This is a genomic window from Arthrobacter sp. Z5-13, assembly GCF_056499105.1.
Genome location: NZ_CP096460.1, coordinates 4,089,865 through 4,106,192, shown reverse-complemented (window position 1 = coordinate 4,106,192; position 16,328 = coordinate 4,089,865). Strand labels below are relative to the sequence as shown.

At 59.9% G+C, this 16,328-nt stretch carries 19 protein-coding genes and 1 pseudogene; 8 read left to right on the top strand and 12 right to left on the bottom strand.

Features of this window, described 5'->3' with window-relative positions; genetic code table 11:
• Positions 1-28 precede the first annotated feature (28 nt).
• On the top strand, positions 29-1,015 hold the full coding sequence (locus tag M1E02_RS19140; protein WP_479375760.1) for a LysR family transcriptional regulator: 987 nt from the start codon (positions 29-31) through the stop codon (positions 1,013-1,015).
• Here the strand turns inward: M1E02_RS19140 and M1E02_RS19135 are convergent.
• The 4 genes from M1E02_RS19135 to M1E02_RS19120 all read right to left on the bottom strand — a co-directional run bounded on the left by M1E02_RS19135 (position 998) and on the right by M1E02_RS19120 (position 4,989).
• On the bottom strand, positions 998-1,945 hold the full coding sequence (locus M1E02_RS19135) for a carbohydrate kinase family protein (RefSeq protein WP_479375759.1): 948 nt from the start codon (positions 1,943-1,945) through the stop codon (positions 998-1,000). The two genes, M1E02_RS19140 and M1E02_RS19135, sit on opposite strands and share 18 nt — an antisense overlap.
• 94 nt (positions 1,946-2,039) lie before the next feature.
• On the bottom strand, positions 2,040-2,834 hold the full coding sequence (locus tag M1E02_RS19130) for an ATP-binding cassette domain-containing protein (RefSeq protein WP_479375758.1): 795 nt from the start codon (positions 2,832-2,834) through the stop codon (positions 2,040-2,042).
• A complete protein-coding gene (locus M1E02_RS19125) occupies positions 2,831-3,877 on the bottom strand; it encodes an ABC transporter permease (protein ID WP_479375757.1) in 1,047 nt (348 codons plus the stop codon). The genes M1E02_RS19130 and M1E02_RS19125 overlap by 4 nt, the downstream gene beginning before the upstream one ends.
• Before the next feature lie 2 nt (positions 3,878-3,879).
• Positions 3,880-4,989 carry a substrate-binding domain-containing protein gene (locus tag M1E02_RS19120; RefSeq protein ID WP_479375756.1) on the bottom strand — a complete coding sequence of 370 codons (1,110 nt, stop codon included), beginning with the start codon at positions 4,987-4,989 and terminating at the stop codon, positions 3,880-3,882.
• Positions 4,990-5,152: 163 nt separating this feature from the next.
• Here M1E02_RS19120 and M1E02_RS19115 point away from each other — a divergent pair, with 163 nt between their 5' ends.
• The 3 genes from M1E02_RS19115 (at position 5,153) to M1E02_RS19105 (ending at position 6,941) form a co-directional block, all read left to right on the top strand.
• Positions 5,153-6,151, top strand: a complete 999-nt coding sequence (locus tag M1E02_RS19115) for a LacI family DNA-binding transcriptional regulator (protein ID WP_479378221.1) — start codon at positions 5,153-5,155, stop codon at positions 6,149-6,151.
• Positions 6,152-6,223: 72 nt separating this feature from the next.
• Entirely contained in the window at positions 6,224-6,517 is a 294-nt protein-coding gene (locus M1E02_RS19110; protein WP_479375755.1) for a putative quinol monooxygenase, read from the top strand.
• An 88-nt stretch (positions 6,518-6,605) separates the two neighbouring features.
• On the top strand, positions 6,606-6,941 hold the full coding sequence (locus M1E02_RS19105; protein ID WP_479375754.1) for a hypothetical protein: 336 nt from the start codon (positions 6,606-6,608) through the stop codon (positions 6,939-6,941).
• Here the strand turns inward: M1E02_RS19105 and M1E02_RS19100 are convergent.
• The 3 genes from M1E02_RS19100 to M1E02_RS19090 all read right to left on the bottom strand — a co-directional run bounded on the left by M1E02_RS19100 (position 6,938) and on the right by M1E02_RS19090 (position 9,556).
• Entirely contained in the window at positions 6,938-7,300 is a 363-nt protein-coding gene (locus M1E02_RS19100; protein WP_479375753.1) for a recombinase family protein, read from the bottom strand. The two genes, M1E02_RS19105 and M1E02_RS19100, sit on opposite strands and share 4 nt — an antisense overlap.
• Positions 7,301-8,554: 1,254 nt before the next feature.
• Positions 8,555-9,001, bottom strand: a complete 447-nt coding sequence (locus M1E02_RS19095) for a hypothetical protein (protein ID WP_479375752.1) — start codon at positions 8,999-9,001, stop codon at positions 8,555-8,557.
• Between the two features lie 111 nt (positions 9,002-9,112).
• A complete protein-coding gene (locus M1E02_RS19090; protein WP_479375751.1) occupies positions 9,113-9,556 on the bottom strand; it encodes a hypothetical protein in 444 nt (147 codons plus the stop codon).
• 468 nt (positions 9,557-10,024) lie between these two features.
• Between M1E02_RS19090 and M1E02_RS19085 the strand changes: the two genes are divergently transcribed.
• Both M1E02_RS19085 and M1E02_RS19080 read left to right on the top strand, forming a co-directional pair.
• Positions 10,025-10,639 (top strand): hypothetical protein, encoded by a 615-nt coding sequence (locus M1E02_RS19085; protein ID WP_479375750.1) that lies wholly within the window; start codon positions 10,025-10,027, stop codon positions 10,637-10,639.
• Positions 10,636-11,181 carry an RNA polymerase sigma factor gene (locus M1E02_RS19080; protein ID WP_479375749.1) on the top strand — a complete coding sequence of 182 codons (546 nt, stop codon included), beginning with the start codon at positions 10,636-10,638 and terminating at the stop codon, positions 11,179-11,181. The genes M1E02_RS19085 and M1E02_RS19080 overlap by 4 nt, the downstream gene beginning before the upstream one ends.
• 515 nt (positions 11,182-11,696) lie before the next feature.
• On the opposite strand, the gene M1E02_RS19075 is transcribed toward M1E02_RS19080, so the two are convergent.
• Entirely contained in the window at positions 11,697-11,933 is a 237-nt protein-coding gene (locus M1E02_RS19075) for a hypothetical protein (protein ID WP_479375748.1), read from the bottom strand.
• A gap of 583 nt (positions 11,934-12,516) precedes the next feature.
• Positions 12,517-12,861, bottom strand: a complete 345-nt coding sequence (locus M1E02_RS19070) for a hypothetical protein (protein ID WP_479375747.1) — start codon at positions 12,859-12,861, stop codon at positions 12,517-12,519.
• Here M1E02_RS19070 and M1E02_RS19065 point away from each other — a divergent pair.
• Entirely contained in the window at positions 12,860-13,081 is a 222-nt protein-coding gene (locus M1E02_RS19065; RefSeq protein WP_479375746.1) for a hypothetical protein, read from the top strand. The genes M1E02_RS19070 and M1E02_RS19065 overlap by 2 nt on opposite strands.
• A gap of 204 nt (positions 13,082-13,285) precedes the next feature.
• Here the strand turns inward: M1E02_RS19065 and M1E02_RS19060 are convergent.
• Together M1E02_RS19060 and M1E02_RS19055 are read right to left on the bottom strand one after the other, a co-directional pair.
• A pseudogene (locus M1E02_RS19060) lies at positions 13,286-13,581 on the bottom strand (barstar family protein).
• A gap of 360 nt (positions 13,582-13,941) precedes the next feature.
• Positions 13,942-14,535, bottom strand: coding sequence for a hypothetical protein (locus M1E02_RS19055; RefSeq protein WP_479375745.1), 594 nt, complete (start codon positions 14,533-14,535; stop codon positions 13,942-13,944).
• A gap of 248 nt (positions 14,536-14,783) precedes the next feature.
• Between M1E02_RS19055 and M1E02_RS19050 the strand changes: the two genes are divergently transcribed.
• Positions 14,784-15,173, top strand: coding sequence for a deaminase (locus tag M1E02_RS19050; RefSeq protein ID WP_479375744.1), 390 nt, complete (start codon positions 14,784-14,786; stop codon positions 15,171-15,173).
• Positions 15,174-15,371: 198 nt separating this feature from the next.
• Here the strand turns inward: M1E02_RS19050 and M1E02_RS19045 are convergent, their stop codons facing one another.
• Positions 15,372-15,572 (bottom strand): hypothetical protein, encoded by a 201-nt coding sequence (locus tag M1E02_RS19045; protein WP_479375743.1) that lies wholly within the window; start codon positions 15,570-15,572, stop codon positions 15,372-15,374.
• Between the last annotated feature and the right edge of the window lie 756 nt (positions 15,573-16,328).

Below are 16,328 nucleotides of genomic sequence, written 5' to 3'. Positions count from 1 at the left end.
TGTTTCTCCGAGTGAAAGAAGCTCAGCGATGGATCTGGCAAAGGTGGATGACCTCGAGTTCTTTGAACAGATTTCGCGTTCCAGAAGCCTGACTGAAGCCGCGAGAACCTGGGGGATGTCCTTGCCTACTGTCAGTCGACGGCTCACGCAGCTGGAATCGCGGCTCGGAGTCCAGCTGGTTCGCAGGAGCACTCGCAAACTCACCCTCACCCCGGAAGGAGAGCACTATGCGGCCGGCGTACTGGCGATCCTGCAGCAAAAATCGGATCTCGAGGAAGGCATGTCACCAAAACACGGCGAGCTCCGCGGCCGGATCGCTCTGCACTCCACAGTTGGCCTTGGCCGCATCCATATTGCCCCGCTGCTGGGAGAGTTTGTCCGGAACCACCCGGGTGTTTCGGTGGACCTGCAACTGTCCGCACTTCCGCTTAACATCGCCGCGAGTCCTTTCGACATCGGGATCCGGGTCGGGACTCTGGAGGACTCCCGGCTCAAATTCACGCGCCTCGCCGAAAGCCGCAGGGTGGTCTGCGCATCGCCGCAGTATCTCGAAACCTACGGAACCCCGCTGACAACAGCTGACCTGGAACAGCACAATTGCATCGTCCTGCGGCAGGACAACAGTGACTATGCGGTGTGGCGCTTTGGGGCAGACGGCCGGGAGCAAAACGTCCGCGTGAAGGGGAATATGGTCGGCGACGACGGTGAAGTGGTTGCCGGCTGGTGTCTCCAAGGACTCGGGTTGATGATGCGCTCTACCTGGCATGTGAACCCCATGCTTCGCCAAGGCCTGCTGCAACAGGTCCTGGCGGATGTTTCAACTCCGGCCGCGGACATTCACGCCGTCTACCCAGCCGCCGTGCACACTCCGCGGCGCGTGACCGCCCTCATTGATTACCTGCGGCGCGGGCTTGCGGAACGCCTTGAGGCGACGACGGCGGCCGCCGGCTTTCGTGAAGGGCGCACCTGCCGCCGTCGTCGAAAGCCGGAGCCGCCGTTAGGCGACTGGCTCTGATTCCTTCAGTCCGGCAAGGAGCTCATCGATAGTGGGGGGATTTGCGCCGGCCCTGCGGACGGTGATGGCAGCTGCCTTGGATGCGGTGCGGCCCAGATTTTCCAGGACCTCGGAAGAAAGCCCGTCAACGCCCCGTGAAAGCAGTCCGTAGATCAGCGCCGCCATGTAGGAATCACCGGCGCCGATGGTGTCCGCTACCACGGAGGGGATGGACGGAACGGTGAGTTGGGTTGCCGGGGTTGCCAGAAGCGAACCTTCCGAACCTTTCGTGATGACTGCCAGCCCCGCGCCCAGCTGCAGGATCCGCGTTGCCGTTTCCTCCAGCTGTTTGTGGGGGTAGAGCCAGTGAGCGTCCTCGTCGCTGAGCTTGACGACGTCGGTCAGGGGAACCAGTTCCTCGAACAGGGCAGTCGCCTCGGCGTGGCTGCCGAGCAAGGCTGGGCGGATGTTGGGGTCATAGGTGATCACGCATTCCCGGTGGGCCTGCTCCAGCAGCGACCTTACGGCGGCTGCGCCAGGAGCGAGGAAGGTGGCGATGGATCCGGTGTGGATCACCTTGGGGAGGTATGCGGGCGGAACAGGCTGCAGTTCCCAGCTGATATCGAACTCGTAGCGGGCCGAGCCGTCAGCGGCGAGGGTTGCGGTTGCAGACGCCGTGCGCCGCCCCTGATGTTTGGACCCCGGGAGCAGCGCAACTCCTGCCCTGCCGAGGTGATGTTCGATCGCAGAGCCCCGTTCGTCGTCGCCGATTGACGTGAGCAGTGCTGTACTGATTCCGAGGCGTCCCAGCCCATAGGCGACGTTCGCCGGCGAGCCGCCTGGGTGCTCCACCGTCCCTTGCGAAGAGGCGACGACGTCAATCAGGGCTTCGCCGATAACAACGACGTCGGAGTGTGCTGCGGCCCCTGCGGGGCTGGGCGAGCTGGGCATGAGGAGGCCTTTCGTGGAGCCGTCCGCGGACCTTTGGCAGGTCCGCGGACGGGGTGCAGGACGGGTGTGGGTGGAAACAGGGCTGCCGCCGGAATCAGGCGGTGGCAGCGCCGGTCATAATGGCCACGGCGTCAGTCATGGTGTGTGATTCCGGCGTGATGGTAGCCGCGCACTTTCCGAGGCGCTGGATGTGGATCCTATCGGCCACATCGAACACATGCGGCATATTGTGGCTGATCAGGATCACTGGCAGCCCTCTGTCACGCAGGTCCCTGACGAGTTGGAGCACCTGGTTGGACTCGCGGACGCCGAGTGCCGCCGTCGGCTCATCCAACACAACTACCTTGGAGCCGAAGGCCGCAGCCCTGGCCACCGCAACAGCCTGGCGCTGACCGCCGGAAAGGTTCTCCACGGGCACAGTGACATCCTGCAGTGTGGAGATTCCCAAGCGGGTGAGCTCCTCTTTGGCCTTGCGCCGCATGCCCTTGGTGTCCAGCATCCGGAAGATCGTGCCCAGCGGACCGGGCAACCGTTCCTCCCGGCCCAGGAACAGGTTGGAAGCGACATCCAGCGCCGGTGATACGGCCAGGTTCTGGTACACCGTTTCGATCCCATGTGCACGGGCGTCCTGCGGGCGTTTGAAGTGGACAGGCTGACCGGAAACCGTCAGCTCGCCCGAATCCGGAATTTCGGCACCCGTAAGGCACTTGATGAGTGTCGATTTTCCCGCGCCGTTATCGCCAATGATGGCCAGGACTTCGCCGGGGTAGAGGTCCAGGCTTACGCCGTCCAGGCCCACTACCTTGCCGAAGGTCTTGACGAGGTTCCTTGCCTGCATGATTGGCTGGCGCACTTTGGTACCGGTGCTCTCGAGATCTGCGGCGGTCATGATTTCACCTTTCGGATCCACTGGTCGATGGACACAGCGACGATGATGAGGACGCCCACAGCCAGTGTCTGGTAGAGCACATCCAGCCCGGCGAGGGACAGGCCATTGCGGAAAACACCCACAATGAGTGCTCCGAGGAGCGATCCCCAGACGGAGCCGCGCCCGCCGAACAGGCTGGTTCCACCGATAACGACGGCGGTAATGGAGTCCAGGTTTAGGTCCACGCCGCCGTTGGGGCTGGCTGCGTTGGTGCGGCCGATCTGGATCCAGGCGCCGACGGCGAGAATGGCACCCGCTGCCAGGTAAACGCTCATGAGGACGCGGTTCACGGGGATACCGGCCAGGCGGGCGGCTTCCTTGTCGTCACCAACCGCATAGACGTGGCGGCCCCAGGCGGTCTTGCCAAGGATGAAGGCCATGGCCACGTAGAGGAGAAGCATCATCACCACACCGGTGGAAATCCGCACCGGGCCCACCGGGAAGGTGCTTCCCATCCAGGTCAACAGGTCAGGCATGCTGGAGCCGCGGACAGTTGAGCCACCGGAGTAGAGCAGCGTCAGCGCGATGAATATGTTCAGGGTTCCCAGCGTCACGATGAACGGCGGGAGCCGGAATCTGGTGACCAGGAAGCCGTTGAGAGCTCCTGCGCCCAGTCCCACCACGAGCCCTATCAGAAGGGCCAAGGGGGCTGGCATTCCACTGCCCACGGAGATTTGCGCAACCACCATTGAGGCGAGAATCATGACTGCTCCCACCGAGAGGTCGATTCCCGCGGTCAGGATAATCAGGGTCTGCGCGATGGCGAGTGTTCCCACCACCGAGACCTGCTGGGTGATCAGCGAGAGGTTCTCAACCCGGAGGAACCGGTCATTGAGAAGCCCGAAGACAACCACTGCAATGAGGAGGACAATTGCCGGGCTGAGGGCGGGGTAGCGGTGGAGGACGTTCCTGACCCGGCTGAGCGGGGTCTGGCGGTCCAGGAACTCCTCGGCCAGATCAGCGCTCCCGGTGGCGGGGGGTCCTGCGGTCTGCTGCTGTGTCATGCTTACTTGCCCCAGCAGATGTCGGCGGCAGCGGCGGTGGTGATGCTCTTGACGCCGTCGGCGGGCTTGTCCGTAACAAGTTCAACGCCGGTGTTGTAGAAGTCCAGGCCTTCCGAGTTGGCCGGCTTCTTGCCGGTCTTGGCGATCTCCACAATGGCTTTGACGCCGAGTTCTGCCATCTTCACCGGGTACTGCTGTGCTGTCGCGCCGATAACGCCGGACTTGACGTTGTTCACGCCGCTGCAACCGCCGTCGACCGAAACTACCAGCACGTCCTTTTCCTTGCCGGCTGACTTGAGCGCTTCGAAGGCGCCGGCCGCTGCAGGCTCGTTGATGGTGTAAACCACGTTGACGTTCGGGTTTTTGGCCAGCAGCGTCTCCATGGCTGTGCGGCCACCGTCTTCTGCACCCTGCGAAGCCTGGTTGCCGACGATCTCGTACTCGCCGCCCTTGCCTCCGGTGTACTTGCCGGTCTTGGCTTCGTCGCCATTCTTCTTCTTGTCTGCCGTGTCCACGCCGAGTCCGGTCAGGAAGCCCTGGTCACGGTTGTAGTCAACGGAGACAACCTTGTCGTCAAAGAGGTCGAGCAGTGCGATGGTGGCCTTCTTGCCGCCGAGCTGGACTGCCGTCCACTTGCCGATCAGCTCGCCGGCGGCGAAGTTGTCAGTGGCGAAGGTGATGTCTGCGGCATCTGCCGGGTCCGGCGGGGTGTCCAGGGCGATGACAAACAACCCTGCATCCTTGGCCTTCTTCAGCGCGTCGACAACGGAGGGGCCATTCGGGGTGATGAGGATGCCCTTGTCGCCCTTGGAGATGGCGTTTTCAATGGCCTGGATCTGGGTTTCCTCGTCGCCGTCGGCCTTGCCTGCTGCGAGCTTGAGGTCAACGCCTTCTGCTGCGGCTGCTTCTTTAGCGCCGTCCTGCATGGAGACGAAGAAGGGGTTGCTGGTGGTCTTAACGATCAGCGATACGCCGATCTTCTCAGAGCCGTCCGTGGAAGTGGCTGTTGAGCTCCCTCCGCAGGCACTGAGGCTAAGGGTGGCGAGCGTCAGGACGGCGCCTGCGGCGAGCGTACGAATGGCGGCGGATCGCGGAGCTTTGGAACTCAACATTGAATCTCCTGGGTTTGGGGCGTGTTGTTCAATGACAACGTTGTCAGCCATCATGTAATCAGGATCACAGGGTAGAGTCAAGGGAAAGTCGATGATGAAGGACGAGGTTGTGACAACGATGTCTAATCGTTACCAAGCTGAAGTGGGAAAGAGCCGGCCCACGATGAAGCATGTTGCGGCGCTTGCCGGGGTCGGAATAAAGACAGTCTCGCGCGTCATGAATAACGAGCCCGGCGTGTCCGAGGCAACCCGCTTGCGCGTCGTTGGTGCGTCCCAGCAGCTGAACTACCAGCTGGACATGACCGCCGGGAGCCTGCGCAGGTCAGGGCGGCAAACCCTTTCGGTGGGGCTGCTGCTTCCGAGCGTCTCCAACCCCTTCAGCAGTGAAATCCACCGGGCTATGGAGGATGCCTTGTCAGTGCGGGGCATTGCGGTGTTCGCTGCAAGCCTGGACGATGACCCGGAGCGCGAAAAAGCCCTGGTGGCGGCATTCCTTGGCAGGCGCGTGGACGGGTTGGTGCTGACACCCATCGCCCGGAGCCAGGCCTACGTCATTCCCGAACATTCCAGGGACCTGCCCACCGTCTTCATCGACCGCGAACCTGTTGGGCTCGAGGCCGACTCCGTGGTTACGGACAATGCTGCCGGAGCGGCGAAGGCAGCTGCCCATCTGATCAGCCGGGGGCACAGGAAACTTGCTTACCTCGGAGACCGGACAGACATCCAGACTGCACGCGAACGCCGTCGGGGATTTCTGGAGTCTCTGGCTTCGGCCGGTATCGCCGCTTCTGCTGTTCCAGTCCGCGAAGGCCTCCACGACGAAGAGTCCGCCCGGCAGGCAACCCGTGAGCTGCTTGCCTCTGAGGATCCCCCCACAGCCATCTTCTCGAGCCAGAACCTCGTCACTTTCGGCGCAATGCGCGGGCTGAAGGAAATGAACGCCAACAAGAGGATCGCATTGGTCGGGTTCGATGATTTTGCCCTGGCGGACATGATGGATCCCGGCACTACCGTGGTGGCACAGCACCCGGAACGGATCGGAAAACTGGCCGCCGAAAGAATTCTGGCCCGTATCGACGGCGACCAGTCGGCTCCCCAGACGTATGTAGTGCCTTCTGAACTCATTGTCCGGGGTTCCGGCGAACTCCCCCCTCCCGACTGACGGGCACTTGCGCCTTCCCGCCCCTAAGAACCTTGCCGCACCCTGCAATCTGCAACCTCAAAGGAGAACCTGATGACCAAGACCCTCTATGCCGAATTCACCGTCAAACCCGGAAGCGAAGTGCGGGTAGCGGAAATGATGCGTGAACTGACCCGGAAGGTCCGGGAGGAACCCGGCAACCAGCTCTTCCTGCCGTACACCAGGCAAACGAATCCACGTGAGTATTTCGTCTTTGAGGTCTATGCGGACGATGCAGCCTTTCAAGAACACATCACCGCAGACTACGGCGCGAAGTTCAACGGAGAACTCGCGGAGCATATCGAGGAGGACGGCTCTGTACTGACCTGGCTGGACGCTGTGAACTGATCTGACCTCTTTCTCTGTGCCGTCGAGCCAGTACTGCGTATCCGGCCTGAGTGCGTGGCGGCCACCCGGACATTGTTAGGGTGGATGGATGAAACGTTCCCTTGCCTTGCTGTCCATGATCCCGCTCATAGCCGTCGTTGTTGGCTGCAGCCAGGTAGAGGAAGCGGCCCAGAACGCTGCCAGCTCCGCGGTAACGGAAGTGGCCAACGCAGCTGCTGACCAGGTGAAGGGGCAGGTGTGCGCAGTCATCGAGGACGGACTTGTGAGCGTTGAGGACAAGAAGCTGCTGGTCGGTCTGGTCGGTGGAGCGGAGGCCGCCGGAGTGCCCGTTGAGATTACTGACCCCATGAAGCAGATCGCCGAGGCCGGCGAGGAAGTTCCAGCAGCCTCTGTCGCTGAACTGCAGAAGGCCTGCGCCGCCTAACGAAGACACCATGGAGGGGCCGGGATCCGCAAACACGGATCCCGGCCCCTCCGTCTGTGTCCGGTGGTGTCCAGCCCTTCGGTGAGTGAGCGGAAACCCGCTCCTTGTCCCCGGATGTTTTCCACGACGTCAAGGAAATGCCTGGTATGGCGTCCCAAGCGGTCGAGCTTCCAGACGGTCAGTATGTCACCGGGCTCCAACCTTTCCATGGCCTTGGAGAGTTGAGGGCGTTCGATGGTGGACCCGCTCACGCCATTGTTGGCAAACACTCTGGCCGCGCCGGCTGCCTTGAGTGCAGTTAGCTGCAGATCGAGGTTCTGTTCGGTGGTGGAAACTCTCGCGTACCCGATCACAACCATTGGCCGGCACCGTATTTTCTTAATCCCGATCATATTCAGTTGTGAGACTATCGGTTGTTAGACGGCATTTTGCGACAGTCAGTGTCTGTATCGCCAAGCGTTTTCTAGAAGCCGCGGGGGAGTGGCCATCTTGTCTCAATAATCGATCGTATTTGAGACGGACCTCACGGCTGGCGACCATGGTGGATGTCTTTACAAAATGCGTTTGTATTCTCGGTGGTTCCGGGTGCGAGACTTACGGGATGGAACTTCGCTATGACGAAGAGCCAGAATTCTCGAACCCCCACGAGGATGACATGCCCAGAAACCGGAATTGGTTTGGCTTTGAGAGCTTCCCGCTGTGGTCGCCAGCTACTCAGAAGGATTCATCGCCTCCGGACTACATCCGATTTGCCGGGTGCTGCTCGGGGAAGGCCGGCTGGTGGAACCTCTACATAGCTGGCATCGAACCAGGTCTGCCCTTTAGGGCGGTTCGGCCGCCCTCGAGTCCGCTGACGAGTAGTCACGTCATGATTCTGTTCCCGCGGTCTCCGATTCATAGGACAACGAAAACTTGACCGGCTTGGTCGGTGACGGTAACCGGAGCGCTACCACTAAACGCTAGTGAAATAGCACTCGGCAGGTAGCAAACCTCGACTTCGCCTGTCGAGAAAGCGGAAGAAAAAACCTGAAACACTTCGCCGGGATTAAGCACATAGTCATTTCCCCACGGCTCGAAATAGATGGCACACGGCTCATCAGCCAAACAGACCAAGCGGATGTTGGGCTCGGACGCATGCGAATTCTTTTTCATTAAATATCAGCCGCCGTTCAGTTTTCCAATGATGTCATTGAGCAGTTCAACACGGATTGGTGCAGTGGGACCACCCTTGCCAGCATCAGCGGCACCTTGATAAAAATTTCGCAAAGTGGTCGCGGACCCGAGACCAGCGTCGGGCCATTGCTTCCTATGCATAAGAACTTAGATCAAAGTTGCCCGATGGCCGCTGAGGACTTCGCGGGCTAGCTGGACGGCATCGTTAGACCACTCGGGTTCTCGCCCGGCCAAGGTTCGGCTAACGGGCACCAGGGGCGACATTTAGCGCCGCGAAAATGCCGCCACTTATCGCCGCGATTCACAAGCGTGCAGGATCGGACTGTGTCCGTGCACGAAAACGGCCGTTTTCGGACCTGTTTGGTTCAGCGCGAGGATCAGGCCACAGAGCCTGGGAATCCGGCGATCTTTTGTTGCCACCATCACGGTTGGATCAGCGGCTATGCGTGGTCCTGATTGGTGTATCCGAAAGTGGAAAGAGTGACGAGCTCACCGTTCAAGTCGACGCGCAGGATGCCGTCCTTGATGCTCAAGCCGATGTAACCGATCCCGTAGACCAAAAGGGCCTCGGCAGCGATACGCATCCAATAGTCCCTTTCGGCGTCATCCGCGAATTCGTATACCGGTATGCCTACATCCGTTCCCCGGCGGCTGTTTCCGAAGAACTGGAACTTCATGGTTGTGCGGGTCCCGGTGCCGTCGGGTTCATAGGCGGTCTCACGGACAATCTCAAAGGGAATCTCTATCTCCCCTTGAGCGACAACAAAAAGGCCGCCTGCTTGCCTGCCGATACCCCCAACATGCTGCAGATAGATTCCTCGTTCGTGGTCGACAACCCAGAGACCTGAATGCCTGGCCCATGGTTCCGCTTGTTCAACGGCAAACATACAACTCCCCCAATGCGACTATGGATGCGGCCCGAATATGAGCCGCAAAGCTTTCAACAGCAACGGGCGCGAGATAGCAGTGAAGGACATCTTTCCACCCCAACACGATTCCTATTTTGTGTAGCCGAAATCCCCGCGGGTTAAAAGCTCTCCGTTGAGCAGCACCCGAGCATAAGCAGGGTCAAGGTCGAAACCGTTGTAATTTGTTCCGAAAATAAGCAGAGCCTCCGCTACAACACGACGCCAGTGCCTCGCCTCTTCATCGCTGCTGAAATCGTAATTGGGCACATCCTTGTCGTCCTTGAGGTAGATACTCGTCCCGAAGGACACAATCTCGGAAATGAAGTACGGCTTGCCTGTTACGGCATCAACCAGGCCAACCTGCTCGGCAGTATGCAACGGGACGCGCATGGCGCCATGGCTAAGAACAAAAGCCCTTCCCGGCTCCCGGCCGGTCAGCCCCTCGAGCTGGAGCGAAATGTCCCGGTCACGGTCCAGCACCTGACGCTCGGGCGACCATCTGGGCTCACCCTCAGGCACAAAAATAGAAAACATGATTCCCCATATGCTTCATCTGACATCAATCAAACAATCCAACCCCGTACGGCAATCATGTCGTAAATGACTTAGGGACGCTGCATGCAGCACTTGCCCGAGTCTTCAAAACGACCGTCACCGGACACGCCGGTAGGCAAATCGGCCGGCACCGCAAAAACTGCTGCGCGCAAAATTGCCCGGTGAGGGTTCGGCTATCGGGCGCCAACAGTGCGCTGAGGGATCCTTCTCGGGCGTAGGTACTCAGTCGAATCTGACGAAGGCTCTGACCGATCCCGTTTACGGGCACCGAGGCGGCGCGTAACCCGACATAACGTGTCTCGTAACTTGGGCGCCTCGAATCCCTAGGGGTGTGCGATGGCGTGGCGCCGGCCTGTTCTGGTCCTGAGAAATTCGTGCCAGCGGTGGACAGTCGTGCGGTTTGCGGCCATGTACTGGTAAAGCTTCTCTCAGGAAGGCGACACCCTAATGAATGACCTCGATCTCGAAACACGAATCCGTGCGGCGGCACCGCACGTATCCAGTCCGCTGGGGCTGGCCGAGCACAGCACACGCATCCTGCAGGAAGCGCGCGCACGACGTGGGCGTGGGCTGCGCAAGTGGGCGGTGGGCGTGGCAGCTTCGGTCGTGATTGTTGGAGGCGGGACGGTCGCTGTCGCAGGCAATGGCCTGCACACGCCCTGGGGTTACACAGCCGACAACGTGTACCAGTTCCCTGGACCGAACGGTCAGACCTGTTTCGCCGGGCTGCAGGTGAAGCCAGACGGAGTCGCCGACGACGCAGCGGTTGTTATCGCCGCCCGTGAGATCGTCTCAGGGCTCGACCTCGACGCACTTGACACCTCGAAGTGGACGGCGTGGCTTGAGTCGGAGAATGACCGCACGTTCGGCGTCGGTACCCCAGGAGTCGTGCACCGCACTCCGGAAGAGATCGCCATGAAACTCACTCCTGAAGAGATCGCACAGGACGCGATGAACCGCACAGCCGCGGACCTTCTGTATGCCGAGCTGGAGGCCCGTGGGCTGCTCTCGGACGAGGAAGATTCCGTGATGCTGTTCAGCATGGCGCAGGGTTGCCGGTGACCAGCGGACGGGAGGCGGCGACGTCGATCGACGAACTCGTCCGAGACAATGTGGAAGATCTGCTGCGCTACTTCCAGCGGCGCCTTCTGAACGACTCCGATGCGGCGGAGGCGCTCGGTGAGTTGCTGCTCACCGCCTGGAAGTTACGCCGAAGAGTGCCGACGGACCCGACCCAGGGGCGGATGTGGTTGTTCGTTACCGCGCATAACGTATTGCGGGATTCCCGTCGCACGTTGGCACGTCGTTCTGCAGCGGTTGAGCGGCTGGTCAATGATACGCGGCTCTTGAACGGGCCCACATGGGATGACACGGCGATCGAGCTGCGGGACGCACTCGACCGACTGCCGGACGAGGATGCCGAGCTCGTCCGACTCACCTACTGGGATGGCTTAGCGTCTCACGAGGCAGCAGCCGTTCTGGGCATCAACGCGTCGACAGCCCGCTCACGGTTATCACGGGCGAAGCAGCAGTTGCGCGTAGCGCTGGAAGAGATCGATTGCGAAAGAGAAAGCTCCACCCGCGTACAAGCTGCGCCCATCTGAGCTCACCTTGCCGCGGACCGAACCCATTCCCGTAGTCCAAGTGCGCAGAGAAGCGATCTCAAAATAAAGAACCGTTCTAGGCTTCCGCTTACGAGGACTGAGAGATCCTGCTTCGACCCTTTGTACCGTGCCTTCGCTCACCCCTCGTCTCATCGAGATTAAGTGTCTCGAAACCTCTGCGCCTCGAAACACTAGAGATTCAAGACAGCCGACGCGCAGTGGTGCGACAAAGAGCGATCACAAAACGCCGCCATTTATCGGCAAACCCCACACCTTCATCGTATCCAGCCTCGATTGTGCCCGCAGAGGGTTCCGGCTTACGGGCACCCGCGGGGAGCGATAACGCGCACACCAATGTCTGAAGCCGTACCGAAAGTTGTCTCGGTGACGGGGGATTGCGGCGGCAGATTTGGGACAACTTACGGGACAGTCACATTACGCATCCCTTGGATCCCCGTACCGGTGGGGGAGCGTCCCACCGAATCTGCGTGTCCCGCTACCAAGGAATTGGAACACTACTGCCTGGGGTCACTGAGACGGTTTCTTGCCTGCGCGAGCAGGGAGTCGTAGTTGGTCAGGAGCGGAGCAACCAGCACTGATTCTAGAGAGCTCTGAATGTCACACAAGACGCGTTGCTCGGCATGGCTAGCGAAATCAACGTCCTTGAGGTCGTTGAAGCGACTTAGCCAGTCGAACAGCACCAAGGCCTCCTCTTCGCTAAGTTCGATTCTGACTGGTCCGGACTCGATCATTTCCCATCCTTTCGGCGTCGGCGGCATTCCTGGCGTTCACTTCTACCGCACAATGATGTCGCTGAGGTAAAACATCACGCCAATCCTGTATCTCCCGCTCTCGTCCGCCAAATTTTGGGAGTAGCGGTGGCCGAGAGGAAGCTCGCCCTGTTCTTCTCCCGCTCTGGATACTCCGATGCGTCGGTCCAGTTTGCTGAGCAGACCGGGGTGGCTTTATTCGCTTATAACTAACCTGAGTGCCTCAAATCCCTAGAGATTCAAGACAGCCGACGCGCGTGGTACGACAAAGAGCGATCACAAAACGCCGCCATTTATTAGCAAACTCCACACATGGGGGAGTGTCCCACTGCCGGTGTCCCATATCCAAGGAAGTGGGACATCTACCCTTCGCGGCGCTGGGAGGTGCATGTGCGTCCCTTGGTAAGCAACGTCTTGAGCGTTTGCTGGGTAGAAATCGACGAGTCCTTGAGCCCGGACCATAAGAATCTCTTTAGCGGGACTCAGCTCGCGTGACAGGTCGCAGCACTAAACATTTCAGGAAGTATTGCTTGGCGGGGGTCCCACCAGGCATTGAAAGCGAAGGCTAACTCATGCCGTCCGTCTTGCAGCCCACCAGGCCTGTGGCCGTAAAAACCCCCAAAACTCTGGGCATCGGCTTCGTCACGCTCCTATTCACCGCTGTCGCGGTTTTAACCGGCTGCTCCCAGGCGACCCCGCTGACTGAAGAGGTCTCCCAGTCGCCATCTGTGGTCGCCACGTCCTCGTCGCGACCTTCCACTCCAGCATTCACACCGCCACCTTCTACCCCGAGGTTCACGGCGCCAGTTCCAGCCGTGACGTCGACAGCAAAGGTCGCGCCATCTAGGAAGGCCCCTCCTGCCACGTTCGCGGAAGCAATCGAGCGAGGTAAGGGTCCATTCACGGACATGATTGATGCTGCCAGCGGCTTGAGCAAGCTGATGCTGTTCGCAAGGGACGAGTTGCGTCCTCTCATGCATCAAGAGGGGTGGGGGGAACTCGATCTGCTGTACATAAATCTGAGCCTCGACATCCTCAACGACAGGGTTACGCTTCCGGAAGCACAGGACCGTATCGCGGAATATGCCCGAAGAGTCGAAGTCGAAGCAAAGACCCTGAACTTGCTTTAGGCAGGCGCGGACCCGGGCATGTGGAATGGAATCAGTGGATGTGTCCCAGTTCCAAGGAAGTGGGACGGACGGGAACCGGGAACACGCCAGAAGGTCCAGATGATCAAGAGGGCGATACCAAGTTGTCTTGTGGGGCTGGGGATTCCACGTGCTGAATCAACTCGCCCGCCCAACGCGTACTCTCCGAAGCCAGCAGGACATTGCTCACTTGACGAGGACTGTATGGAAAGGCAATTCGCCGTGTCCCCATTCATATCCCCGGCCCACAGACGTTGACCAGCGCTGCCCAAGTCTCCCTATTACCCGCATGTACGTCTCAAGTTCTTCCGATTCCTTGGACAAGACTTCGGATCCTTGGGAGATTATGGTCAGGTAGCTCCGCGCGGGAAGCCAACCCAGATCGTACAAGCACTCGTAAAAGCCGCCCAGTTCCAGCCGAAATAGCCCGGGAAGGCAAACGCCTGAGCGTACTCGCCAAAGAGCCCATCCAAGGTCCGCATCCTGTTACCAGCGAGTTCGATGACGAGGACGTCAGCCTTGGATGCTGCGTTGCGGATAACACTGGCCTCACGTTTAGTCGCTTGGTGCACACGGGGGCCCAAGAGGCTTGTTACCAATTCAAAAGTTGTCATTGCCGCCACCTAACAAAACCGCCAAGGCCTGAACATCGATTTCCTTCCACCGGGCTCGTATGCACGATCGAGCAAGGTCCGCATAGTGAGGACTTCGCCTGAAGCAAGCGCTCGGGAGGTCATTTCGAAATCCTACTGTTGTCGTGCCGGACCTTCAGCGGCGGCGAGACCAATCGGACGCCTCCTTTCCAAGGAACTGGGACAGGTCAGGGACCGGCTAAGGAAGGTTCATCTTGAGCGCCGGGGCGTCGCCAACTTAAGCCAGTCCCAAATTCGGGCAGTCAGGCTTCTTCGATGGGGCAGGACGGTTAGGTTGTTTGCATTGATAGGAAGCTCCAACCATTGGGACGGCTCTCCTGCTAGAAAGGCTTCCGCTTCGGAGATGACGGCGCGGTCGATGTCTTCTGTCGTGAAATTCAACAGCTCCTCGTCGTAAAGCCAACCAAGGTGCACGAAGGGCTGTGCGAACTCCTCAGATTCTGGCCCGATGTAGGTGGTGGCCCAGAAAGTGAGCGCCCCGGGATTGAGACGCCCTGCAATCGTCCGGCGTGCCAAAACCCGGAAGGCAACTGATCCGGTGGGATCCGGTGAATAAGTGATGCCCAGCTCCGCGCAGGTCTGGGCGACCAGTTCGGAGAGAACGGACCGGGACTCGCTCCCCGGAACGCCGGCCAACTCACGCAAGGTAGGGGAATCAACGCCACCAACGAGTGCATCCACGGCGGCATCGACGATTTCCTGCCCCCGGCCATTGGGATTGAAACTCCATAGAGCAATGGCATCGGCCAGTTCCTCGATGGCTGCATTCTCGGAACGGGTCATCAGTTTTCTGCACTTTCAGGCCGGTGATGTCGACAGAATGATTTGGGGAGTGGGGGAGGCGCCTAACCCGTGGCCCGAACTACGGTACATCAACCACTCAGTCAACAAATCCTGACGCGGGCATCTGCAATGTCAACCATCGGGACGTGTTCCAGTTCCAAGGAAGTGGGACACCGTATCGTGAAGGGTGCTCGAATTGGGCATGATGGCGGCTAAGGAATGTGGCGCTTGAGTTATTGGAGGTTTCGATGGGACCAGAAGAAGCCGTAGGGCTTGCCATCGAACTTGCTGAAGAAGGACTGGATGCAGGGGAGATGCCAATCGGAGCTCTTGTGCTGGTCGGGGATCGGGTAGTGGCCAAAGCCTATACCCAGGAGCAAGTCCTGGGCCGACGGGTGGTCCACGCTGATCTTATGGCGATGTTGGAAGCGGATCAGCATATTGGGCTTACCCGCTCGTCACTGCCCCTGACATTGGTGGTTAATCTCGGACCCTGCCTGATGTGCATGGGAGCCGCCATCACCTTAGGAATCGACCGTGTCTGGTTCGGCTTGGAGTCTCCCAACGACGGCGCGGTAGCGCTGCTGGACCAGTGGCGGCCCCCCCGTGGAACAACCATTCTTCCGCAGACCGAATGAGATAGTCGGTGGTATCCACCGGGCTGTAGTTCGAGACCAATTTGCCCGTTACTCGCGATCGTCAGGGCCGGCAGGGATGCGTGAATGGGCCCGGGGGCTGTCGCTGTCTCCAGCAACCTAATCGCATTCCAGGACCGCAGTTCAGCCGATTTACCGGCCATTCTCCGCCAGCGCTTCTAGCGCAGCTAGGGCGCTTGATCAACGACCCGTCAACGAAGGCTTCCGCTCCCATCTGGGTGTCTTTCCGGTGAGCCTCTTGGAGGTGAGGTGCCAGGAGTGGCAGTGCTGGCACGGGTAGGCGCGGACGGGCTGCTTACCTAGCTTCCCGGCAGCATGGATCGACTCCAGGGCACGCAAGGCCAGATACTGGGAGGGATACGGGTTCTTCTGACAGCTCATCGCGGGGTCCTTCGTTCGGTTGACCGAACGGTTCACACCCGCCTACAGTCGCCATCTTCATAGCGGTCTTGCTGGAATGATCATGCCATATGCTGCCGAGCTTTTGCAGGAGCTACTGGGGCTCTGATTCTCCCTGCTCTTTGAGCTTTCCTGCGGGGACGGGTTCGGCCGCGTGCCCAAGATCCAGGATTCTTCTCTCCCCAGGACGTCCACAGATGCCGGGGCGCCACAGCAACCCCCCAAGGAACCTTCTGTGTCAGCTTTGCCCGGAAACGGCACGGCGAGTCCCGGAATCCGGAAGTGACCCAATTCCAAGGAAATGGGACACCAGTTCGCCGGAGGTGCGAACTGGTGAGCGTTGGGTCTTTCTTATATGCGAGAGCCTCCGAAGCTTCTTCCTCTGCTCGCGGCGGTGTTGGCGAGCAGCTCTTTGGACGTGATTCCTTCCACGAACCAGTACATATCCAGTGCACCAAGGGGCCCGGGACCGCCGCTCATGATCGATTGGGGTGTCTCTCCTGGACGGGGTGCCGGCAATCGCAGTCCATCGGGGCTCGGATCGAAGGTCTGGGAACGGTGATAGGACGTTGCTGTCAGCCACATCCCCGACCCGTTTCGTAGGGGCTCAATGCGGGAATTGTCACGGTCAGAATCCTCGGCATCCGGCCAAAACGGCTCACCATAGGCAACGACGATGTCCACATCCCAGGCGCTGTTGGGCTTTAGGGGCGTACCGAGTATTTTCCCATCCCGACC